The sequence below is a fragment of the Armatimonadota bacterium genome, from assembly GCA_028871815.1.
Taxonomy (GTDB): domain Bacteria; phylum Armatimonadota; class Chthonomonadetes; order Chthonomonadales; family Chthonomonadaceae; genus REEB205.
Map to the genome: position 1 here is coordinate 113060 of JAGWMJ010000005.1, position 22595 is coordinate 135654.

At 61.3% G+C, this 22595-nt stretch carries 14 protein-coding genes; 9 read left to right on the forward strand and 5 right to left on the reverse strand.

Annotated features, from left to right (window positions below; genetic code table 11):
- Positions 1-20 precede the first annotated feature (20 nt).
- Positions 21-4844 (forward strand): DNA-directed RNA polymerase subunit beta', encoded by a 4824-nt coding sequence (gene rpoC / locus KGJ62_07930; GenBank protein MDE2126502.1) that lies wholly within the window; start codon positions 21-23, stop codon positions 4842-4844.
- A gap of 125 nt (positions 4845-4969) precedes the next feature.
- Here rpoC and KGJ62_07935 read toward each other — a convergent pair whose 3' ends face one another.
- From KGJ62_07935 to KGJ62_07955, 5 genes are all read right to left on the reverse strand, one after another.
- On the reverse strand, positions 4970-5731 hold the full coding sequence (locus KGJ62_07935) for a phytanoyl-CoA dioxygenase family protein (protein ID MDE2126503.1): 762 nt from the start codon (positions 5729-5731) through the stop codon (positions 4970-4972).
- Positions 5732-5743: 12 nt separating this feature from the next.
- Positions 5744-6772, reverse strand: a complete 1029-nt coding sequence (locus KGJ62_07940) for a hypothetical protein (GenBank protein MDE2126504.1) — start codon at positions 6770-6772, stop codon at positions 5744-5746.
- A 50-nt stretch (positions 6773-6822) separates the two neighbouring features.
- The gene (locus KGJ62_07945) at positions 6823-7650 is read right to left on the reverse strand and encodes an outer membrane lipoprotein-sorting protein (GenBank protein ID MDE2126505.1); all 828 of its coding nucleotides are present in this window, start codon (positions 7648-7650) and stop codon (positions 6823-6825) included.
- A 48-nt stretch (positions 7651-7698) separates the two neighbouring features.
- Entirely contained in the window at positions 7699-11211 is a 3513-nt protein-coding gene (dnaE, locus tag KGJ62_07950; protein ID MDE2126506.1) for a DNA polymerase III subunit alpha, read from the reverse strand.
- A gap of 95 nt (positions 11212-11306) precedes the next feature.
- Positions 11307-12482 carry a GNAT family N-acetyltransferase gene (locus tag KGJ62_07955; GenBank protein ID MDE2126507.1) on the reverse strand — a complete coding sequence of 392 codons (1176 nt, stop codon included), beginning with the start codon at positions 12480-12482 and terminating at the stop codon, positions 11307-11309.
- Positions 12483-13272: 790 nt separating this feature from the next.
- On the opposite strand from KGJ62_07955, the gene KGJ62_07960 reads away from it, so the two are divergent.
- The 8 genes from KGJ62_07960 (at position 13273) to murD (ending at position 22595) form a co-directional block, all read left to right on the forward strand.
- Complete coding sequence (locus KGJ62_07960; GenBank protein MDE2126508.1) at positions 13273-13707, forward strand: hypothetical protein; 435 nt, start codon at positions 13273-13275, stop codon at positions 13705-13707.
- 9 nt (positions 13708-13716) lie between these two features.
- Positions 13717-14682, forward strand: a complete 966-nt coding sequence (gene rsmH / locus KGJ62_07965; protein ID MDE2126509.1) for a 16S rRNA (cytosine(1402)-N(4))-methyltransferase RsmH — start codon at positions 13717-13719, stop codon at positions 14680-14682.
- Positions 14667-15062 carry a hypothetical protein gene (locus KGJ62_07970; protein MDE2126510.1) on the forward strand — a complete coding sequence of 132 codons (396 nt, stop codon included), beginning with the start codon at positions 14667-14669 and terminating at the stop codon, positions 15060-15062. Before rsmH ends, KGJ62_07970 begins: the two co-directional genes overlap by 16 nt.
- Before the next feature lie 12 nt (positions 15063-15074).
- The gene (locus KGJ62_07975; protein ID MDE2126511.1) at positions 15075-16991 is read left to right on the forward strand and encodes a penicillin-binding protein 2; all 1917 of its coding nucleotides are present in this window, start codon (positions 15075-15077) and stop codon (positions 16989-16991) included.
- 176 nt (positions 16992-17167) lie between these two features.
- Complete coding sequence (locus KGJ62_07980; GenBank protein ID MDE2126512.1) at positions 17168-18712, forward strand: UDP-N-acetylmuramoyl-L-alanyl-D-glutamate--2,6-diaminopimelate ligase; 1545 nt, start codon at positions 17168-17170, stop codon at positions 18710-18712.
- Between the two features lies 1 nt (position 18713).
- Positions 18714-20093, forward strand: coding sequence for a UDP-N-acetylmuramoyl-tripeptide--D-alanyl-D-alanine ligase (locus tag KGJ62_07985; GenBank protein MDE2126513.1), 1380 nt, complete (start codon positions 18714-18716; stop codon positions 20091-20093).
- Complete coding sequence (gene mraY / locus KGJ62_07990; GenBank protein ID MDE2126514.1) at positions 20086-21135, forward strand: phospho-N-acetylmuramoyl-pentapeptide-transferase; 1050 nt, start codon at positions 20086-20088, stop codon at positions 21133-21135. Before KGJ62_07985 ends, mraY begins: the two co-directional genes overlap by 8 nt.
- Positions 21132-22595, forward strand: a complete 1464-nt coding sequence (gene murD / locus KGJ62_07995; protein ID MDE2126515.1) for a UDP-N-acetylmuramoyl-L-alanine--D-glutamate ligase — start codon at positions 21132-21134, stop codon at positions 22593-22595. Before mraY ends, murD begins: the two co-directional genes overlap by 4 nt.

Genomic DNA, 22595 nt, shown 5'->3' on the forward strand with positions numbered 1-22595 from the left:
TGGCCGGAGGTATCGCAGCGATGGCGGACGCCAGTACGTTCTCTAAGATCCGGATTGGTATCGCATCTCCCAAAGAGATCGAAGAGTGGTCGAAAGGCGAGGTCAAGAAGCCCGAGACCATAAACTACCGCACCTACAAGCCGGAGCGGGACGGGCTGTTTTGCGAGCGGATTTTCGGTCCCGTAAAGGACTGGGAGTGCCATTGCGGCCGCTACCGCAAGGTGAAGTACAAGGGCGTAGTCTGCGAGCGGTGCGGTGTTGAAGTAACTCGCTCGAAAGTCCGCCGTGAGCGAATGGGCCACATCCTGCTCGCGGCTCCGGTGTGCCACATCTGGTACCTCAAGGGCGTGCCGAGCCCACTGGCATTGCTGCTGGACATCAGCCCGCGCTTGCTGGAAAAGGTGCTCTATTTCGCGTCGTATATCGTAACCCGGGTGGATCGGCCGATGATCGCGGCAAATCAGCCCGAGATACAGGCCGCCGTCGCCGCCGAGGTTGAATCGCTCACCCGTGAGGCAGAGAGTATTCCGGCGCTGCTGGAAGAGGAGTTCGCGCGCGAGCTGGAGCTGCACAAGGCGCCCGAGCATATCTCCGAGTACTCCACGGAAGAGTTGAATATCTGGGATGAGGATACGATAAAGCAGAAGCGTGCCTACCTGGCCGAGCGCATCAATCAGGAGCAGCAGGAGCTGGAGGGGCGCATCATCGACCTCACCGACCCGACCGAAGGCTCGGTAGTGCTGCTCAACAAGCTGGAGAAGCGGGCGTTGATTTCGGAGGATCAGTTTCGCTCGCTTGAGCGACTGATTGAGGTGTTGACCCAACGGACCGGCGATGACTGGACGCAGGCCGTCCACGCCGGACTGGGCGGTACGGCCGTCAAGGAGTTGTTGGCTGAGGTAGACCTCGAGCGGCTGTCGCGCACGTTGCGTGAAGAGATAGCCAACGTACAGGGGCCCCGGCGTGTTCGCGCTATCAAACGTCTTGAGATGTCGGAAGCGTTCATCGCGTCAAAAGCTCAGCCGCAGTGGATGGTCATGGACTGCGTGCCCGTCATTTCGCCGGAGCTGCGCCCCATGGTTCAACTGGATGGTGGCCGGTTCGCCACCTCCGACCTGAACGACCTGTACCGCCGGATCATCAACCGAAACAACCGCCTGAAGAAGATTACCGAGATACGCGCGCCCGAAAGCATCGTCAATCACGAAAAGCGGCTTCTGCAGGAAGCGGTGGATGCGCTCATCGACAACGGCCGGCGACAAAGGCCGGTGGTGGGCAGCAACAACCGTGCGCTGAAGTCACTCAGCGACATGCTGAAAGGCAAAGAAGGACGGTTTCGCAAGAACCTGCTTGGCAAGCGCGTCGACTATAGTGGCCGCTCCGTAATCGTGGTGGGGCCACACCTCAAGCTGCACCAGTGCGGGCTGCCGAAAGAGATGGCGCTGGAGCTGTTCAAGCCTTTCGTGATGAAGACGCTGGTTCTGCGTGGGTTTACCAGCAATATCAAAGCCGCAAAGCGGATGATCGAGAAGATGCTGCCCGAAGTCTGGGATGCGCTTGAGCATGTCATCGGTGAGCACCCGGTACTGTTGAACCGCGCACCAACCCTCCACCGCCTGGGCATACAGGCGTTCGAGCCGGTACTGGTGGATGGCAAGGCCATTCAGGTTCATCCACTGGTATGTAAAGCGTTCAACGCTGATTTTGATGGCGATCAGATGGCGGTGCATGTGCCGCTTTCGGCATACGCGCAGGCCGAGGCCCGCGTGCTGATGCTCTCCAGCCACAACCTGTTCAGCCCCGCTAACGGCGGGCCGATTGTGGCGCCGGATAAAGACATCATCCTGGGTTCGTACTACATCACCATGATGCGCGTCCCTACAGATCCGACGCCGTCGCGGCAGCGCCTCTTCGGCACGCCAGAAGAGGCGATGCTGGCGTATGAGACTGGCGCCATTACCCTTCACGAACCGATCATCGTGCGCATCGCCACGGCGCCGGATGGAGCAGCCGGCGGTCGCGAGCGCCGCACGGTCGGCACGCTTGGCCCGAACGGCTTGCCGGACCCAGCTACATGTACCACAGCGGGACGGCTGCTGTTCAACCAGATCCTGCCGCTGCGCCTGCGCTACCGCGACCGCAGCCTCTTTACCACGATCAACAAGAAGGAGATTGGCGAGGTTGTCACCGCGGTCTACGAGGCCGAAGGCAAGGAGTGCTGCGTCAACTTCCTGGACGACCTGAAGGCGCTGGGATTCAAGTACGCCACCAAAGCCGGTATCACGATCTCGATGACCGACATGGATGTGCCGGCGGAGTCGCGTGACTCCATCATCCAAACCGCGCAGACCGAAGTGAACCAGATCAACCGGAGTTACAATCGCGGCTCACTCTCCAGCGCAGAGCGCAAATCCAAGATTCTGGAGAAGTGGCTGAAGGCGTCGGATGATGTCGGAAAGAGCATCCAGGCTCAATTCGAGGCCAACAATCCGCTCTACATCATCACCGACTCCGGAGCGCGCGGAAGCTGGAAGCAGTTTACGCAGCTTTCGGGAATGCGCGGATTGATGACCGACCCGTTCGGCAACCTGATCGAGGACCTCCCGATCAAGTCGAACTTCCACGAGGGTCTCAATGTCCTTGAGTTCTTCATCTCAACGCACGGTGCCCGCAAGGGGATGGCTGACACGGCGCTCCGCACCGCGGACGCGGGCTACCTGACGCGCAGGTTGGTGGATGTTGCTCAAGATGTGATCGTGCGCGACGTGGATTGCTACACAACCAGCGGCGTAAACCTGGCTGAGATTCTGGAAGGCACCGAAGTCCTGGAAGAGTTGGGTGACCGGCTCAAGGGGCGGTGCCCCACGCACGACGTGATAAACCCCATAACGGGTGAACTGATGTGTCCGGCCGACGAGATGATGCCGGACAGCACGGCTCGGCTGCTGAACGATATCCGCATAATTGCTCAAGACCTGGTGCCTGTGGAGGCAGCGGACACCCAGTCTGGGTACGACACTGTGGACCCGCGGACTGGTGAACTGATCGGCCGGCACGACTACGCGAGGGCGAATATCGTGGCGCGTGAAGGACAGAACACCACCGTGGCGGGCGCCGAGGCAATTCTGCTGGAAGATGTTCGGGTGCTCCATACCACAGACCGGATTCGACCAGCCGACAAGATTACCGAGATCACGCGATCGCTTGGCGTGTGGGTACGCTCGGTACTCACGTGTGAGCTCCGACAGGGCGTCTGCGCACGCTGCTATGGCCGCGACCTGGCAACGGGGCGACTGGTTGATATCGGAATCGCCACCGGAATAATCGCCGCACAGTCGATCGGCGAACCGGGCACTCAGCTGACGATGCGTACCTTCCATACTGGAGGCGTCGCCGGTAAGCACCTCACGGGCGTCGCCAACGTGAAAGAGAAGCGCCAGTCGACGCTGCGCGAGCTCCATCAGGATATCCGGCTCGGGGTTGTCAGCCTGGAAGAGACCTCCGCAGCGCGAGGTGGCCGCAGCGCGCGACCGGGTGACCTACCATCCAGCCTGCGCGGCATGCGCGCTGAGTCGGAGACGGACTCGCTGGAACAGCGACGCCACGACCGCGAACGATCCCGCTCAATCCAGGCCTTCCTGAAGGTGCTGGAAGACCAGGTGCACGGACTGCTGCGGGTTCAGGAGCTGTTCGAGGCGCGTCGGCCTAAGGGTCAGGCGATTATCACAGAGGTCGGCGGGCTGGTTGAGCGCATCGAAACCGCTGGTCTACGCCGCGTAGTGGTGCGAACGCGACAGGATTTGAACGAGAACCTGCCCCACTGCGGGCTGGGAACCGATGCGGTATCGGCGGAAGAGATCCTGGACGAAACAGGGAACACTCTGTTGCGGCCCGATCAGCAGATTACCGACAAGGAGCTCAGGAAGATTCTGCAGATGGGGATCCGAAGCCTGGCCCTCTACAAGGTTTCACTGGTGCCCTATCGCGGAAACCTTGAGGTTACCGAAGGGCAGACGGTGTTGCCGGGTGACAGGCTCACGGAAGGTCCGCTCGATCCGCACAAGGTGCTGGAGCTGCAGGGCCCGCGCGGCGTCCAGGATTACCTCGTTCGCGAGATTCAAAGCGTCTACAAGAGCCAGGGCGTGGAGATCAACGACAAGCATGTCGAAGTGATTGTGCGCCAAATGCTCCGTAAGCGGAAGGTCCGCAATCCTGGAGACAGCCGGTTTCTTCCGGGCCAGTACGTTGACAAGTTTGTGTTTGAGGATGAAAACACGCGCACGGTGAACGCCGACGGCCAGCCGGCAACTGCCGACTGGGTGCTGCTCGGCATCACGGACGCATCTCTGGCAACGGAAAGCTTCCTTTCGGCAGCCTCGTTCCAGAAGACCACGCGCGTGTTGACGGAAGCGGCCGTTCGAGGCAAGAAGGACGACCTGGTCGGCCTTAAAGAGAATGTGATTATCGGTCGGCTGATACCGGCCGGAACTGGACTGCCATCATACCGCAGCCTGGAGCTGGCCACAGCCGATGGTACGCCGCTGATTGTGGCTCCCGTTCGCCGTGACGACCGCCAGCTGCGCATCGGCAGCGACGACGAGATGATAATGGCTGAGCGACAGCGCCAGGAGCTGCTCTCTGCCGTTCCGGAAGATCTGGAAGGTATGGCCATCATAACGCTAGGGCCATCATCGACCAGCATGGACGATGATGACGACTACGTTGAGGCTCCGCGCCGCGAGCTCGATACCGACGTGCTGGACATGGACGACGTGGCTTTCGGCGACGGCGACGATCTGGATGCCGACCTTTCCGAGGTGCCGGATATCGATCCGATGGAATAGGCGCTCGCACCTCTCTCCGACCGGCGATGGAGAACGAAATACCGGCGATGGCCCGCGCGGAATGCACGCGAGGCATCCCCGGTATTCTGCTGCTGAAGCCGCAGAGGTAACGTAAGAGGAAACGCCTACTCGGGTGGCGTGGAGGTTATGAAGCGCTCCGGATATCTTGCATTCGGGGCTTCAAGCAACTCGCGCTGCCGGGGTGTAAGATCCGGGTAATCCTGAACGCAATAGTATCGGGAAGCCCACGACAGCGGCGCCGGGCTGTACTTGTAAAACAGCGTCCGCCGTTCTGCTGCAGACGTCCAGGGCAGCGTACCGTGCGTTAGAGCCTCCGTGAAGATGATTGCCGTGCCTGCCGGCGCCGCAACCTTCTGAACACAATCCAGCGATGCCGCCTGTGTGCGCCAGTGTTCCGGAAACGGAATGTTGCTCTTGTGGCTGCCGGAGACTACCGCGAACCCGCCGTTACCGGGGTTCACATCTTTGAGGTTGAACGCTACAACCATCAAGCCGTTTCTCATCTCTCCATTATTGTAGTGGTAGTACTGCGTGGCGTCAAACGGGGTGGCGCCTCCATGAAGAATGTTGATGCCGGGCGCCGGTGGCTTGCGGAGCACCACCGCATACTCGTGGTCGAGACGCAGTCCCGCGCCGAGCAGCTCGAGGAGACGCGGATAGATGGCGGCGTGATCAATGAGATCGCGATACGCCCTCCCCCAATCGAGCAGGTGTGTAAAGCGGTGGCGATACGAATCGGCCGTCATCTCCGCTTCGACACGACGATCCATCAGCGCGTTCAGTTGCTGCAGTTCGTCGGCGCTGAGAGCATCTGGTATCGTAATCCAGCCCTGCAGGTCAAACAGAAACCTCTCATCACCCGTCATACGATCTCTTTCCTAATGGGAGTCGCTCTGTTCGGGCGGCGGAGCCGCTTCAATGGCTCGGGGCTCGCCGTGAACGCGTACTTCCGTCAATCCGCGTCTACGTGGTTGTTGGCCACGCTTTGCTCGAATACGTGCCGCCAGCGCCTGCACCGTTCCCTGTGACGCCTTCAAGGCGTCTTGATAAACGCTCCTTAAAACGTCTGAGGATGGCGCGGCGCCGTTTTCATAATAGTACTGGGCGCCTTTGCCCACGGTTACCGTGCCGGCGTAGGCGATGGATGCGCGCGCCAGGAATCCGACAAACGGCACCGCTCCAACGAGTTCACGGGCAATCGCCCGCCAGCCAAAACCGTTGGCCAGAACTGGGCCGAGCTCGGAGGAACGCCGGCGAAAGTCCACGGTCAAGCCATTGGCCGCAGCCAGCTTCATGACCATCATCACCTGATTCTTGGTAAGCACCACCATATCGCTGATGCTGTTCACCGGAAGCAGGATCGCGGAGAAAGGAATAGCCTCTGCGATTCCGGTCAAAAGAGCAAATTGCGCATTAACGGCGGCGGTGTCGGCGATGATGGCAGCGACCACGTGCGGTCGGAATGCGGGAAATCGCCTCGCCAGTGCGAGCGCCAACTCGGGGCGTTCATCCAGAATGCGATGGAGCGTGTTCGGCCAGCCACCCAGTTGGACCACGTTAAAGTGGCTCCCTCGAGCCTCGGCCGCCATCGGGTTGTTTGAAAGATCGATTGTAATGTCGGCGGCCGGCGAGACCCTGGCTGCCTCTCCAAGCGTATCGTACTGGTGAACTGCCTTCTGCGACTCCGTCGGCGCAATAAGCCGGCGAGCGCCGGAATGCTCCAGCAGTTTGGCAGCCAACGCAGCGCGCTCTTCGCTCGGTCCGACGATGGCAATACTTACCGGACGCTCGGCTTCCTGCGCGATCGCGCGAACGGAGACGCTTTTAAGCGTTCCCCAGAAGTTCTTGATGCCGCCAGTACGAACGGCTGCGGTGGTGAGAGAGCTTGGCATACTGGGCTTACGCACGGGCTGCGCGCTGGGTTTCTGAACGAGCAGTCCCTTAGAGGCCGCCGTTCTTAAAGTTTGAAGAGGGAATCGGGCAGGCCGACGTTGACTTTGATGTTGGTGTAGGCAGTCTCGCCGGCCTCCTCACCCTCGTTGTTTACCGCCTCTATCCGCGTGGGAAACCAGATTCCGGGCGCGGCCTGGATCGGATCTCGATAGTAGTAGATAGCGTTGATCTTGCCTTTCTGGCTGTACTCTTCGCGCTTTACCACTACATGTGTTCGCGGGTCGATCCAGACCAAACGGTGCGATGTATCGCCGAACGAGGCGTGATACTGGAGATTGAAGCAGGCGCACGGGACGCCGTATACGGGCCGCACCCCGAGGAACTGTGCCTGAGCTATTGTAAGATAGGCTGGCGAAAGTAGCCCCACATCCAAAAGCGTTTTTCGCTTGCCGGGGCTGTCGCCCAGGTTGCTCACTGTGCGAATGCCAACAGCCGGTATCTTGACGTACTGCGTTGCGCCATTGACCACCAGGCTGGCCCTGGCAGGACCCAGGTGCGCATCCAGCCTCAGCATATTCTGTTCCTTGTAGCGGAGCAGGATGTTGCCCTTCAGTTTGTAGATGCTGCCAAAGTCCTTGTTGATCTTGCGGCCGGCGGCATCGTTGTAGTGCAGCACGTGCAGGGTGCAAGAAAAGTCCTTCAGGTTGCGGACCAGGTAGTCGGCGATATTCCCGCTGATGTGAGAGCTGCCAGCGGTGGGCACGCTCCGTGCCCCACCCGCGGTCATCACTGCCGCCAATGTGCAGACTGCAATCGCGCTGACTTTGTCCCGAGTGACCATAAACTGCTCTGCTCCCTGCCGCTTCGCGTTCTGCGTCCGGCGCTTCTTCATGTTACCTTACGGTGGGTGTGGCGAAAGTGCGCCGCACGGGCGTTTCGCTCAATCGGTCCAAACAGTCTGGCTGCCGGTTATGCGCTCTATGTCGGTGCGGAACGCAGAACCATCATTCACCTTCAGGCCGGTTTGGAGCACGTATTCGGTACCGCTGTGCCGGATGTGGAGCAGCAGTCCGAGTCCACCGGACTTCGCCTCATGGCGTCCGACTGCATTGCGAACGGTGGCGAGGTGCGGCTGGCGATCCCCGTGGATCAACACGTGCGCTATGCCGGTACCGGGGCGGGCATCGGTCATCGCCTCCACGGAGTTCACGAGGATCTCGATTCTGCGGTCCGCCTCGTCGGTCTCTGTTTCAATCTCAATTACCGACACCTTAGCGCGGACGGTCACCCAGGCATCGGCCTGAGCTACGGAACCGGTCTCTTCATACGCCCTTGGGAACATGGTGCACGCAATGGCGCCGGTTGGGTCCTCCAACGTGAAGTGCGCCATCGTCGCCGCTGATTTCTTGACGCGGCGACGGTCGATGCTTGTGATGATTCCGGCAAGGAGGACCTGCTCACCGTGCACGGCATCCGCTAGCTGCTTTACGAACGTTATGCCTGCGCGGCGAAGCTTCGGCGCCATATCAGCCATGGGATGTCCGGAGATGTACACACCCAAAAGCTCCCGCTCAAGGCTGAGCAGCTTTGTGCGATGGTACTCGGGCAGCGTGCTTGGTCCATCATCGATCGCGGGCTGGTTGGCATCCTCCTGAACAAACAGCGTCTGGTTGCCCTGCTTTTCGTTACGCGCGTCGCGCGCGGCACGCCGCATCATGGCATCCAGGCTCTCGGCCATGCCTCTTCGCGTTGTATCGCCAGCCACACCATCCAGCGCACCGCAATGCACCAGTGCCTCCAGTACGGCCCGGTTCACAGAGCTCCCTTCCTGCGCTCCCACGCGAGCCATAAACTGTGCGAATGATACGAACGCCCCGCCGCGGTCGCGTTCGCTCACAATGCGATCAGCGGCGTTCCGGCCTACGCCTCTGATAGCGGTGAGACCAAATCTGATGCTGCCTGAAACGCTTGCTTCGGTCTCCAGCGCATCGGCTTCCTCCAGAGTAAAATCCGCACCACTGCGGTTGATATCGGGTGGCTCAACGCGCAGGCCCATCCGCCGCGCCTCCTCCACAAACACCGCAAGTCGGTCACCTTTGTCTTTGAAGCAGTCCATGAGCGCGGCCATGAACTGACGCGGATAGTTTGCCTTGAGCCAGGCCGTCTTGTAGGCAATTTTGGCGTAGCACACAGCATGCGCTTTGTTGAATCCGTATCCGGCAAACGGCAAAATGAGGTCGAATATCCGCTCGGCGCACTCTGCCGGTACGCCTTTCGCCGCCGCTCCGTTCAAGAAGGCAGCGCGCTGCTGATCGAGGTCCGTGGCGTTCTTCTTGCCGATGGCGCTTCGGAAAACATCGGCCTGGCCAAGCGAATAGCCGGCTACAGCACGGGCGATCTCAAGCACCTGCTCCTGGTAGACAATGACGCCGTACGTATCCGCCAGAATCGGGTCGAGAAGCGGGTGGATACTCTTCACCGTCGACCTTCCGTGACGACAACTGATGAACTTCGAAATCTCGTCAATTGGGCCGGGCCGATAGAGCGCAACCATTGCGGCGAGGTCGCGCACCGATTCCGGCTTAAGCTCACGGATGTGCTGCCGCATCTTTTCCGATTCAAGCTGAAACACGCCGATGCACTCGCCGCCGCCCAAGAGTTCAAAGGTCCGAGCGTCGGTTTCGGGCAGCGTGTCGAAGTCGACTTTAGCGCCCGTTGTTGCCTCAATGCTGCGCAGCGTCTGCGCCAGAATTGTAAGGTTGATGAGACCCAGGAAATCCATCTTTAGCAGCCCGATTTGGGCCAGCATCGGAGCCGGGTACTGCGTCACGCAGAGGCCGGAGTCGGATCGGCCGAGCGCGGTATAGTTGACGAGGGGGTCGCGCGAGATGATAACGCCGGCGGCATGCACCGATTTGTGCCTTGCGATTCCCTCAAGCTTCTGGGCTACCGAAATCAGGCGCTGTAATTCCGGATCGCGCGAAACTGCAGTAGCAAACTCCGGCACCTTATCAAGCGCTTCCTGGATCGTGAATGACGAAGCCTTTGGCATCAAGCGGCAGATACTGTCGGCAACATTGTGATGCAACCCTAACGCGCGCGCCGAATCCTTGATAGCCGCGCGTGCCGCCATCGTACCAAATGTTGTGATCTGCGCAACGCGCGCTTCGAGCGGATTCTGTTGGTCCGGACTGTACTTCTGGGTAACGTACTCAATCACTTCGGCGCGCCGAGCATCTTCAAAATCCATGTCCACATCCGGCATCTGCTTGCGTTCCACGTTCAGGAACCGCTCAAAAGTCAGCCCGAACTCCAGCGGATTCACGTCAACAATACCAACGGCATACGAGACCAGGCTTGCGGCAGCAGAACCGCGAACGCCAAAAAACATCTTTCGCTGGCGCGCAAACTGTGCAAAATCGCGCACGATGAGAATATACGGCGCAAAGCCGGTCTGCTCAATCACCTGCAACTCCGACGAGAGGCGACTGCGAACCTCTGCGCCCGGCGTGCCCCCCCAGATGCGCTCCATGCCCTCGTATGCCAGCTGCGAGAGGTATTCGTCGGCCGATTTGCCCTCCGGCAGGTCCGGATCCGGGAGTGGACAGCGTCCAAACTCGAGCGCGACGTTACAGCGATCGGCAATCTGAACGGTGTTTTCCAGCGCGGCCGGCGTTTCGCGAAAGAGCGCCGCCATCTGCGCATGGTCCTTCAGATAGAACTCCTTCGTGGCGTACCTTAGCCGTTTGACGTCGGATACGTTCGTGTTGGTTTGAATGCAGAGAAGGATATCGTGCGGCTCGGCGTCTTCGGCCTCCAAATAGTGCACGTCGTTGGAGCAGACCAGCTGCAGGCGCAGCTCCCGGGCAATTCGTACCAGTTGTTCGTTGCAGTGCTGCTGTTCCGGGATGCCGTGGTTTTGCAGCTCAATAAAGTATCGCTCGGGTCCGAACACTTCGCGGTACCAAGCGGCGGCATCCCTCGCCCGTTCGTAGTCACCATCCAGAATGCCCTGGCACACCTCGCCTGCGAGGCAGGCGCTTGTTACTATAACACCCTCCGAAAACTGCTCCAGTACCTCGCGGTCGATTCGCGGCTTTCCGTAAAACCCTTCCAGCGCGGCGATTGAGGTGAGCTTGAGAAGATTCCGGTAGCCCTCATTGGTAGCGGCAATCAAAAGCAGGTGCCATGGGTCACGATCCATCGCTGCCGACTTATCATGCCGTGACCGAGGCGCCATATAGGCCTCAACGCCGAGGAGCGGCTTGATCTTCTCTTCCGCGCAAGCGATGTAGAATTCCGCCGCGCCGTACATAACTCCGTGATCGGTCAGCGCCAGCGCAGGCATGCCGAGTTGAGCGGCATGCCGGACCAGAGGCTTGATCCGGTTAGCGCCATCGAGGAGGCTGTATTCAGAGTGGCAGTGCAGATGGACGAACTGGCTGGAGGCCATTCAGCATCTCGATTCGTGGTTTTGGAGCGTTTGCCCGCAGTTGCCGGCACGCACCCAATTGCATACCCTAAACCCGATTGGCGCCGGCACGCCTTTCAAAACGAATCGTGGATATTCATCGGAGGGCCGGCGAGGGCGCGTTCCAGCGTCTCCCACGACGTTTGTTCGCTCACATGAACAAGCCCGGCATTGCGGAGTTCCATGAGCGATGGGCTTCCGTAGAATGCCTGGCTCAGAGCACGAATATCGAGGCTCACCTGCGGATCGGCGTTCGTTGGCACGGCCGTCACGGCGCCACCCGAAAGCTCCACGCGCCAGCAGGCGTTGTTCCACGGGCAAACGTCGTCGGTTATTTGTACATCAGCCGCGCCTTCAGCGTCGGTTAGCGGCTTCCAGCACCCAAAGGCGCCGGCCACATCCACCACGCGTCCCATGGCGAGCGGCTCCAAACTGGTGTCGATTCCTATTTCGAAGTCGGTCATCCAGAGTGCGTCGTCTTCCGCGGCGTGCCAGCGGAAGCTGTCAGTCTGCATATTATGTCGACGCATCAAGCCCAGCAGCGCACGCTTGGCCTGCAGGTTCAGCGCGATGAACTCTCCAACCCTGATACGGCTTCCTTCACCGCCCTTCCAGGTTACATATCCCTCAACCGGCCCGCTTTGCGGATACCTGTAGGTATAGGTGAACGTGTCATCACTATCATCCAGCCGTTGCTGCCACAACTGCGCTCCACGGACCAGCATGCCACGATAGCGCGTGGCGTACTGGGCGTACGCCCGCTGAATCGCCGGCCGGTCATCCTCGCCGGCGAGTCGCACATGTTCCGTTTCGGGCACCAGTCGGAAGTGCCCGGCTGGCATGGTGTAGGTGCGCCGACGCCCTACCCACTCCCATCCAAGCCGGCGGTAGTAGCGATAGGCAAATGGAAACAGGATGGAGACGGGCTGCCCAACCTCGCGCATGTGCTCCAGCGCCCGCTGCAATGCGGCGCGGGCGTATCCCTTTCCCCTCGAGGCAGGCAGGCAAACAACATCGGCGATGCCGCCCATTCTGCACAAGGATCGCTCTCCAAAAACCTGCTCGAAGTCTATCACCACTGCTTTTGCCTGTAACCCGCAGTCATCCCACACACCGAACGTGGTTCGGTCGAGCGGCTGCGGTCCGCTGCCTGCGCCCTTTCGCATAAACCTGCGGTCGCCGAAGAAAAACGCCTGCGACGTCAGGCGTTCCGAATCGGTGGCTTCATCGTCCCGGACTTCGCGTACAATCAAGCCTGATGCTCACTTTCTGTGTTATTGACTTGCGCCACAGAACCTGCGATAATCCTGGCTGTGCGCGAAAGGAGGTGGTCGCAGAACATGAATGACTCTCGACGAGGTGATCGGGCGAGCTAGCCCGTTTTAGCTTCGGTTATGAACGGATGGCCGTCCGGTCACCCGCAGGGCCCGCGAAGAGAACTTCTCTTTGCGGGCCCCGTCCATTTGTGCCGGCGCATTATGATGGCGTCTCGGCAGTACACCAGGGCGTTGTTCGCCGCGCGCCTTCGCCACGTTGGCGTGCGGTAAAGCCACGGCGTATTGCTTTCGACCGGGATAGAGAAGACCAAACAGTGCGGACACGCGGCGGCAATTCGGCATGCTGGCCGCCACATCGGTTCGAACCACGTATCGAGGCAGGCAACTTGAATGGTGCGAGTCGCCCACGGGACCGGGTCGTTCGGCGTCACCAGAGCAGCGACGGAGATTTGCATGCCCCGCCGCTGGGGCATGAATAAGCCGAAGAGGCGTCCGGGCAGCTCAGTCACGGTGTTGCAGCACCTGGTGCGTCAGTTGCTTTGAGGTCCAAAATGGGCTTACTCCACGTCGGCCGCAAGCGGCACCGGCTTAGCTGGTAAGAATCTCTTAAAAAACATTACGAATCTCTTGACTCGCCCGGTGCCGCGCAGTAACCTATGGTCGTCGGTGGGTGCATATCCCTGAATATCGTTCAGCCTGCGGGGAAAAGCACATCGATTGTGGGAAATCCGCCCAAAAGGCCGTTCTGCGTCTAATGCCATCATCGATGTCATATCTCCTATTCGAGGGGGCGTTCGCCGCCTCTTTGGACGACCGGAGCCGCCTTACTATTCCTGAGGCATTCCGTTCTCAGTTGGGCCGCGAGGTGATAGTGGTGGCGGCCGCTGGAGCCACTGTACGAGTTTACCCTGCCGAAGCCCATGACGCATTAGCAGCGGCAGCCGCTGCCGACATCAGCAACCCGTTTGCCTTCGTCTCTTGCAGCCTCACCAGGACCGCAGTTGACAGCGTAGGTCGAATGCTGATTCAGGCGCCGATGGTGGCCTGGCTGCATCTTCGGTTCGACGAATCGGGGCCGGCGGAAAAAGTTATCGTCGCAGGAGGTGCCGGCTGCGTCACTCTGATCTCGAATGCTGGCTGGCGCGGATTGGCGAGCACGTTCGGCATACCGGCGGCAGTGGCCTCTGCCGCGAGCGGATAGGATGAAGCCGTGCCACGTCACCATGTGCCGGTGCTGCCAGGCGAAGCGATGGACCTATTGGGCCTGCAACCTGGAGGAGCGGCTCTCGACGCCACGGTTGGTGATGGTGGCCACGCGCGGCTCATGTGGGATGCAATCGGAAGACAGGGGCGCTTTGTGGGCATAGATGTCGATAAGATGGTCTCCGAGGCGATAAGTACCGAGATGCGGCAACACGTGGCGAACGCCGACATGCTCACCGGCAACTTTGGCGACCTGGAGAGCCTCGTGCTGGGACTGCGCGACGGCGCGACGCTTCGCTTCGACGCCGTTTTGTTCGACCTGGGCTGGCGGGTCGGCCAGCTGGAGAGCGTGCCCGGGCTGAGCCTCTCCGGCGCCGATTCACCACTCGACATGCGTCTTGCCGGTGAAAATGGAGCGGAGAGCGCCGCAGAACTGCTGGCAACGATGCCTGAGGACGAAATCAGCGAGATGCTGGCCTCAAACTCGGATGAGCGGTTTGCCGGACCGATCGCGGCGGCAATCGTTCGGCAACGACGCGCCGGAGCGCCAATAACTACGGCCGGCGACCTTTGCCGCCTGGTTATGGAGGCGGTTCCCCGCCGGGCATGGCCGAAGCGTACCCATGTCGCTACAAAAACTTTTTCGGCGCTTCGCATTCTTGTGAACCGTGAGCTTGAGATGCTCCGGCGCGGAGTGCTGGCGGCAGCGCAGCGCCTGGCGTCCGGAGGCACTTTGGTGGTCATTGCTTTTCACGGTACCGAAGACCGTATCGTGAAGCAGCTATTTCGGGAGATGAGCGGCGTCACAAGCGGAACGCAAACCGCAGCAGCGTTTCGGCTCCTGACGCCGCATGTAGTACACCCGCTGCGGGAGGAGACGCTTCGCAACCGCAGGAGCAGAAGCGCCAGGTTGCGAGCTATTCGACGCCGACCAATGATGGGCGAGGAGAATCCAGGATGTCACCCGCAGTAAACCACGCAACCGCTGTATCTCGGCCGTCCGTTCACGCACAGCTCGAACCGTCGCTTGTCGAGACGAATAGTCACACGCAAGCAATGTGGGCACAGCGTCGGTCCGAAGGGCTCCATCGTGATCGCCTCGGAAAGATTGCTATTGTCGTTGTTGCAGTGGTCGCGGGAGCGTTCGTGAGGATGAACGGTAGCGCGATAGCGCGCAGCCAGACACAGCGTGGTATTCAGCTTCGCCGGCAGTTGTTGGTGGCCGGCTTCCAGCTTGCCAATCTGCAGGCGCGTCAGGCGCACATCCTCTCGCCGGCCGGCGTCGCACAGTTGGCTGTTGACCACGGCATGGCTCCGGCAGATCCCGCTGCCAGCGTGCGCATCGGCAGGTAGACGACGCCACCAATGAACACGCCCCTGCGCCGAGGAGAACCTCGCACACGCCTCAAGCTGGTTCACCGCGCCCTGATCGGCGGCGGTGTGGTCCTGTTAGTGCGCCTTTCCGTACTTCAGGGCGTTCGCGGCCTGGCCTACCGTGCTGCCATCCGGCCGCAGCGCATCATTCTTGAGCCAACACACGGCTCGATTGTGGATCGAAATGGCGTGATTCTGGCTCAAAGCCTATACGATGGCACGCTTGCGTTCGACCCGAGTGTGGTGCTGGCACGCCCGAAAAAGCCCGTGGAAGCACGAAGGTTCGATGCTCGCCTTCTGGCCAGTGCCTACCGCGTGGCGTCGATCGCTCATATGACGCCCATTGAGGTTCAGCAAGCGATGGATGCCGCATACCGGAGCGCGGCTGCATATCGGACCGCCGCCAAACACCAGGAATTGCGGTTCGTTCCGATCCGAAGGCATTTGAGCATCAACCAGCGGCAAGAAATCGAGACGTCTCGCCCGCGGCTACTGGGATTCGGCGTTGTCGACGGCACCGTGCGCACCTACTCGCTCGGCCCGGATGCGGCTCAGGTCGTTGGGTGGATCGATGGCCAGCATCGTCCGGTACTCGGTCTTGAAGAAACGGAACGGAGCGTTCTGGACGGGCGTGCCGGAATGTGCCTGGCGTATACCGATCCCAGAGGTGACGAGATCCCGGGGACGCGGCGGGCGTTCACTCCCATGGTTCAAGGAGAGAACGTTCAAACCACGCTGGATGCCAGGATTCAGCGAGCGGCCGCAGCTGCAGCTTCGCGCGTCTATTCGGAGTACCACCCCAAAGGTGTAGCGGTCATCGTACTTGCGCCAACTACGGGCAGCGTACTGGGCCTCGCCGACATGCCAACCTTTGATCCCAACAGCACGGCACCTTCGGCTCGGACCCAGTCGGAGATGCGAGAGCGTGCGACATGCCAGCTCATCGAGCCCGGCAGCGTGATGAAGCCTCTGACCATGGCGGCGGCCTGGGACGCCGGCGCAGTGAACGCCTCCAGCCGGTTCCTCTGCACGGGCGTAACCGAGATTGGTGGGCGGGCGCTGCACTGCGTCCTGGAGGGAGCCCGCTTTGCTCACGGCCACGGACTGCTCAGCTGCGCCGGTATCGTCACCTATTCGTGCAACATCGGTGCGGCTCACGTAGCGCTTCTCCTTGGCGGCCGCAAGCTGGATCAGGATTTTCGTGCATTTGGCCTGTACCAAAACGCGGGTCTGGGGTTGCCCTACGAGGCAACCGGGTTCTGGTCGCTGGTGCCCAAAGACCCGCAACCCTATGCGCCAGTCAAGGTTGCGCGAGCCGCATTCGGGCAATCTGTAGTCATAACGCCGTTTGCGCTCATTCGCGGTTTTTCCACTATCGCGAATGATGGCGTGGCGATGCGAAGCCGAATTGTCCGCGCGTTGACGGATCTCAACGGCCAGGTGGTGCGCCGATTTCCACCCGTCACGGAGGGCCGGGTGATATCGAGCTCCACCGCTGATGCCATCCGCCAGATGATGGTGGATGTGATAACGCGAGGAACAGGCCGTGCCGCCAGCGTCTACGGCTACATATGCGCCGGCAAGACGGGCACCGCCAACAAGTACCACGCTGGGCAGTACATCTCCAGCTTCGGAGGCTTTCTTCCCGCCGGTCCTCACTCTACGCCACGAGCCGCAATCTACGTGATGGTAGACGAGCCCCAGGGGGCGCACTTCGGCGCGGAGGTCGCAGCCCCGGCGTGGCAGCAGCTGGCATCGCAGGTTATGACGATCCTCAACGTGCCGAGAGACGATCCGGATGGATCGCAGTTCCGCGCGGCTCATGGCGGCTCCGCACCGCCATCGGATGCCGCTTTGGCACAGAGCTCGCCTGCCGAACACAACTTGCCGACGGATTCCGCCGGCTAACGATTCCACGCGAAACATTGCTTCCGGTCAACGCGTGGACTTGCGGGGTCATGATGGCAATAACATGCCGGAGGAAACATGACCCCGCTTTCTTTCCCGTGCGGATACAGTAGTATACGGCATAGCGCAAGTGGATATCGAGTACTGAATCAGGCACAGACGCACGAGGTTTCGCAATGACCTTTGCCGGAGCCGGCCCAACCAGATCGCTTCGAGAACTGCTGGCGGAGTTGCCGGCGTACTGGCTGGAGGGCAGCGACGCCACCACCATAGCAAGCATAACGCATGACTCACGAGAGGTAAGTCCCGGCAGCCTGTTTGTATGCCTGCAAGGCCAACACGCCGATGGTCACGAGTTCGTTGAGAGTGCAGTGGCCGCCGGCGCGGTTGGTATAGTATGCGCCAGTGACGCCGACCTGCGTCCGGTTGGCGTCCCGCTGGTTCGAACGCCGGATACGCGCCTGGCGCTTGCGCTGATGTCGGCCGCATTTCACGGCTGGCCGGCCAGGCATCTGACGATAACGGGCGTGACGGGCACGAACGGTAAAACGACCACCACGCGGATGCTGGCCCACATCCTGCGGGAATCCGGCTTCAAAGCCGCCACCATTGGTACGCTCGGCGCGGAGTGCGATGGCATTCCACTACCGAGCCAACACACAACGCCCGAGGCTGACACACTCCAGGCGCTCCTGGCCGAAATGGTGACGCGTGGCGCGGAACACGTTGTCATGGAGGTGTCGTCCCATGCGCTCGATCAGCGCCGCACCGATGGCATACCATTTGCCTGCGGCATATTTACCAACCTGACGCAAGACCACCTCGATTACCATGCCAACATGGAGGCCTACCTGTCTGCGAAAGCGCGTCTGTTTACGGAGTATCCCACACGTTACGGGCCGGCAGGTCGGACGTTCGCCGGCGTGATCAACACTGCCGACTGGCCGGGGCTGGACCTGGTTGCGCGATCACGTGGTGATGTTTTGACCTTCACCACTGGCGAGAATCCGGCCAACCTCACGGCTCGAGATGCGCACTACGGTTCGGCACGCACCCGCTTCACGGCAGTTTACCAAACCGGCAGATCGCCTGCTGAAGCGCTCGTGGAGCTGCCGGTCGGCGGCGCGTTCCAGGTTGGAAACGCGCTGGCAGCCATCGGCGCCGCCATCAAGCTTGGCATCGATCTGACGCCGGCTGCCCAGGCGCTTGCCACACTGCCGGCGCCGCCCGGCCGCTTTGAAAGTGTTGCTACCGGCGGGCTCGGCTTCGGCGTGATCGTGGACTACGCCCATACGCCCGATGGACTCCAGAACCTGATCACCGGTGCGCGGGCGCTCATGCCCAGGCGAATCCTGTTGGTTTTCGGCTGCGGCGGCGATCGGGACCGCACCAAGCGTCCGATTATGGGTCGCATCGCGGCTGAAGGATCTGACCTCGTTATTGTCACCTCCGACAATCCGCGGACAGAGGACCCGGGCGCAATTATTCGTGAGATCGAGCCTGGTTTTCGCGAGTCCGTGCGCACGCCGGACGCTATTCGCATTGAACCGGAACGCCGTGCAGCGATTCAGTGGGCGATTGCGGAGGCCCAGCCCGGTGACCTGGTGCTTATTGCGGGCAAGGGACACGAAGACTACCAGATTGTCGGTACTGAAAAACTGCCGTTTGATGACCGCAAAGTTGCAAGTGAAATGCTCGCGGCACGCCAAGGTGGCGGCTGACGTGGAGTTCACGCTGGCCTGGGCGGCCGCTGCCATGGGCGCCGCGCCGATCGACACCGACCAAACGGCAACCGGTGTCTGCATGGATTCGCGCCAAAGCGTAGAGGGCCGAGTATTCTTCGCGTTGGCCGGGACCAACACCGACGGGCACGCTTTCGTTGCGGATGCGCTGGCACGTGGCGCCGCGGCGGCCGTCGTAAGCCAGAAGACGGCCGGTACCGGTGCACGCCAGATTCTCGTCGAGTCGCCGATCGCCGCACTCGGCGCACTGGCGCGCGCGTGGCGCCAACAGTTCAAGATACCGGTAGTAGGCATAACCGGCAGCGTGGGCAAGACGTCCGTCCGATCGATGGCGGCCGCAGTCGCGCGGGCACGGTACCGTACGCTGGAGAGTTCGGGCAACCTCAATACCGAAGTGGGCGTTCCTCTCACGCTGTTTGGCATCGACGCGCAAACGGAGATTGCTATTCTGGAGTTGGCGATGCGCGGTCCGGGCCAAATCCGCGAACTGTGCGAGATTGCGGACCCGAACGTCGCGGCGATCACCGGTATCGGGTCCACGCATCTCGGCCTGCTCGGCTCAAGGAGTGCAATCGCCGCGGCAAAGGCCGAGATACTGGATTCTGCTCCGGCAGTTGCCGTGCTCCCGGCGCACGATGAGTTCTTCCCGATGCTGCGTGACCGCGTGACAGCGGAATCGCGCCTGATCACGTTTTCGACCGACCCCGCAGTCCCGGCCGATGTGGTATTGAGGCGCGTGGCAACGATGGACTCACTTGGCTCGTCGGCGCACATTGAGGTACTCGGGGCGCCGGCAGCGCTGCGGATTACGATGCCGGGAACGCACCACATAAGGAATGCCGTGGCGGCGCTGGCGATTGGCGCCGCGATTGGCGTCGACGTGGAAGCAGCCGTGGAGGCGCTGGCCGCGTGGCGCGGAGTCGCCGGCCGCATGACCGTACGCAAGGCGGGAGGCATCACGCTGCTGGATGACTGCTATAACGCCGCACCGGAGAGCATGGAAGCCGCGCTGGCCACGCTGGCGGTGGTAGAGCCGGATGCCGCTCACCGCGTGGTAATACTCGGCGATATGCTCGAGCTTGGCGAGGTTGCCGCCGAAGCGCATGCGCTGCTTGGGAAACAGGTGGCCGATCTGCGCGTGCGTCTGCTGATAACCGTCGGCGCATTCGGTGAAACGGTGTTGTCTGAGGTGCGCGCAAGAAGGTCCGGGATAGCCGGTGCATCCTTTGCAACCGCCGCGGAGGCAGCGGCCGCCGTCCGTGAGATGACGAAGCTCGGCGACACCGTGTTGGTGAAGGGCTCGCGGGGTATCGCGCTGGAAGCTGTGGTACGGCGGCTGGAGGCCGAGCCGGATGCTTAGCCTGGTACTGGCCTACTGCGCCGCGTTTGGCATAACCGTTGGCACGACGGCGCTGTTGCTGCCGATGCTTACCCGGCTTGGCGCCCGCCAAACGGTCAGTGAGAACGCTCCGGCTTCGCACGCCGGCAAGCAGGGCACACCCACCATGGGCGGCCTGTTCATCCTTATCGGCGTGCTCGCCCCGGCTGCGTTTTGGTTCATGGTGACTCAGCCAGGCATGCACCGATCAGCGGAGCGCGACTATGTGGCGCCGACCGTTCTTCTGACGATGCTGTACTTCGGCGCTATCGGATTCATCGATGACCTGCTCATTGTGCGCCGCGGGCGAAACCTCGGCCTCAAGGCACGGCAAAAGTTTGCCATGCAGTGTGTTGGCGCCGTGCTTTTTGTGGTTTGGCTCTCTGCCACCGGCCGTGCCGGATACACAACGTGGATCACGGTACTGCCGCCGGCAGCCCACCTGCCAATCGGTCCGCTGGTCATCAACCTCGGCTTCTGGTTCTTCCCTCTGGCAGCGATCTATCTGGTCGGAATGTCGAACGCCGCCAATATAACCGACGGCCTGGACGGTCTGCTGGCTGGCATAGCCATGATCATCGCATTGGCGCTGGCATGGCAGCTCAGTGGCAGCCCAGAGCCGGCTCTTGGCGTGGTGGCGGCATTTGTTGCCGGATCGTGCGGCGGGTTTCTGTGGTGGAATTGCCATCCAGCTCGGCTCTTCATGGGCGATACCGGCTCATTGGCCCTCGGCGGAGTCCTTGCGAGTCTGGCGCTAGCCGGCAAGCAGGAGACCGGACTGGCAGTCGCCTCGCTCGTCCTGTGGGCCGAGTTGATCTCGGTGATCCTACAGGTTGGCGTTTTCCAGTGGCGCAAACGCCGGTATGGCGCCCAATATGCCTCGGATCACCGACTGCTGCGGAGGTCTCCACTGCACCATCACCTGGAAGAGCTGGGGTGCCCGGAGACCGCAGTGGTTCAACGCCTTTGGCTGCTGGCGGCCCTGTGCGGGTCTGCATCCCTGCTTTGGAGGCTTGCAGGTTGAACAGCGGACATGCGATGTTGGAGATTCCGCGAGGCTCGCAGCGCGAATGGGACGGGCTTCGCGTGGCGATTCTTGGCGCCGGGCGAAGCGGTACTGCCGTGGCGGAGGCGTTGGCACGGCTCGGCGCCGCCGTCAATCTCTACGACGACGCGTCGGAGAGTGCACTGGATGCTGAGCGCATCGCCGCGGTCAGAGCGGCCGGCGGAGGCATCGAAGCGCCCGCTGGCATTCATGACAACGCTATGGCCGACTGCGACTTGCTGGTCGTGAGCCCGGGAGTCAGCGTCCAGCACCGGCTCATGCAAGCGGCGCTCCGACTCGGTATACCGATCTGGAGCGAGGTTGAAGTTGCATGGCGCCTTACACGAGCACGCATTCTGGCAGTGACCGGTACGAATGGCAAAACGACGGTCGCAACGCTGGCACATCGTATGCTGTGTTCCGCGGGATTTGATGCCGCGCTCGCTGGAAACATCAGCGCCGATGCGGTCAAGCAGACGTTCACCGAGGCATCGCGCCACTTCACCGAACCTCAGGCGATAATTGTTCTGGAGTTGAGCAGCTTTCAGCTGGAGAACTGCCACACGTTTGCGCCAGACGTAGCGGTAGCCACTAACATTACCAGCGATCACCTGGACCGTTATGCGACGCGGGGTGCTTATGTTGCTGCCAAAGCGCGATTGTTCGCCCGGCAGAGTTCGACCGATGCTGCCGTGCTGAACCGAGACGATGCCGGCTGCCTGGAGGTGTTCGGTGGTGTGCCGGCAGCACAGGTGCTCTGGTTTACGCGGGAGTGCCGGCTCCCCGCCGCAGCAGTGGGAGCGTGGGTCGAGGCAGATCGGATCGCAGCCCGGCTCAAGCCGCACGGTCAAGAGGTTTTCCTGGCTGAACTTCCGCTTCCACAGGCACTGGAAGGCGCGCATCAGCAGGAGAACGTGATGGCCGCGGCATTGGCCGCGATGTCGATGGGCGCCACACCGGAGGCGATTTCCGCCGCGTTGGCGGAGTTTACGCCGGTGCCACACAGAATGGAGCCCGTTGCCTTCTTTAGAGGAGTGCGCTATATCAACAATAGCATGTGCACCAACGTAGATGCTGCCATTGCTTCAATCCGTACGGCGCACGCGCTGGGTCCTGTAGTGGCTATCATGGGCGGTGCGGCCAAGGGCGAAAGCTATACGGAGTTAGGACCAAGCGTTGTACCGCTGCTGAAGGCTGCGATAACTATTGGGCAAACTGGCCCTGCGATGGCTGCATCTCTGCGCGCGGCTGGGCTGGAGGCGGTATCGGCGGCCGAAAGCCTCCGCCAGGCGGTGCTGGATGCCGCCAGGCTCGCTCGGGCCGGGGACGTTGTGATTCTCTGCCCAGCCGCGGCCAGTTTCGACATGTTCAGCAACTTTGAGGACCGCGGGACTCAGTTCCGACAACTGGCAAATACAATAGCTGCTGGGGAGGCATGA

Bases quoted from the DNA above. Each gene is read 5' to 3' on its own strand.
- KGJ62_07935 (MDE2126503.1), bottom strand. From the start codon at position 5,731: ATGACGGGTGATGAGAGGTTTCTGTTTGACCTGCAGGGCTGGATTACG.
- KGJ62_07945 (MDE2126505.1), bottom strand. From the start codon at position 7,650: ATGAAGAAGCGCCGGACGCAGAACGCGAAGCGGCAGGGAGCAGAGCAG.
- mraY (MDE2126514.1), top strand. From the start codon at position 20,086: ATGCTTAGCCTGGTACTGGCCTACTGCGCCGCGTTTGGCATAACCGTT.
- KGJ62_07975 (MDE2126511.1), top strand. From the start codon at position 15,075: ATGAACACGCCCCTGCGCCGAGGAGAACCTCGCACACGCCTCAAGCTG.
- KGJ62_07970 (MDE2126510.1), top strand. From the start codon at position 14,667: ATGTCACCCGCAGTAAACCACGCAACCGCTGTATCTCGGCCGTCCGTT.
- rpoC (MDE2126502.1), top strand. From the start codon at position 21: ATGGCGGACGCCAGTACGTTCTCTAAGATCCGGATTGGTATCGCATCT.
- KGJ62_07980 (MDE2126512.1), top strand. From the start codon at position 17,168: ATGACCTTTGCCGGAGCCGGCCCAACCAGATCGCTTCGAGAACTGCTG.
- dnaE (MDE2126506.1), bottom strand. From the start codon at position 11,211: ATGGCCTCCAGCCAGTTCGTCCATCTGCACTGCCACTCTGAATACAGC.
- KGJ62_07960 (MDE2126508.1), top strand. From the start codon at position 13,273: ATGTCATATCTCCTATTCGAGGGGGCGTTCGCCGCCTCTTTGGACGAC.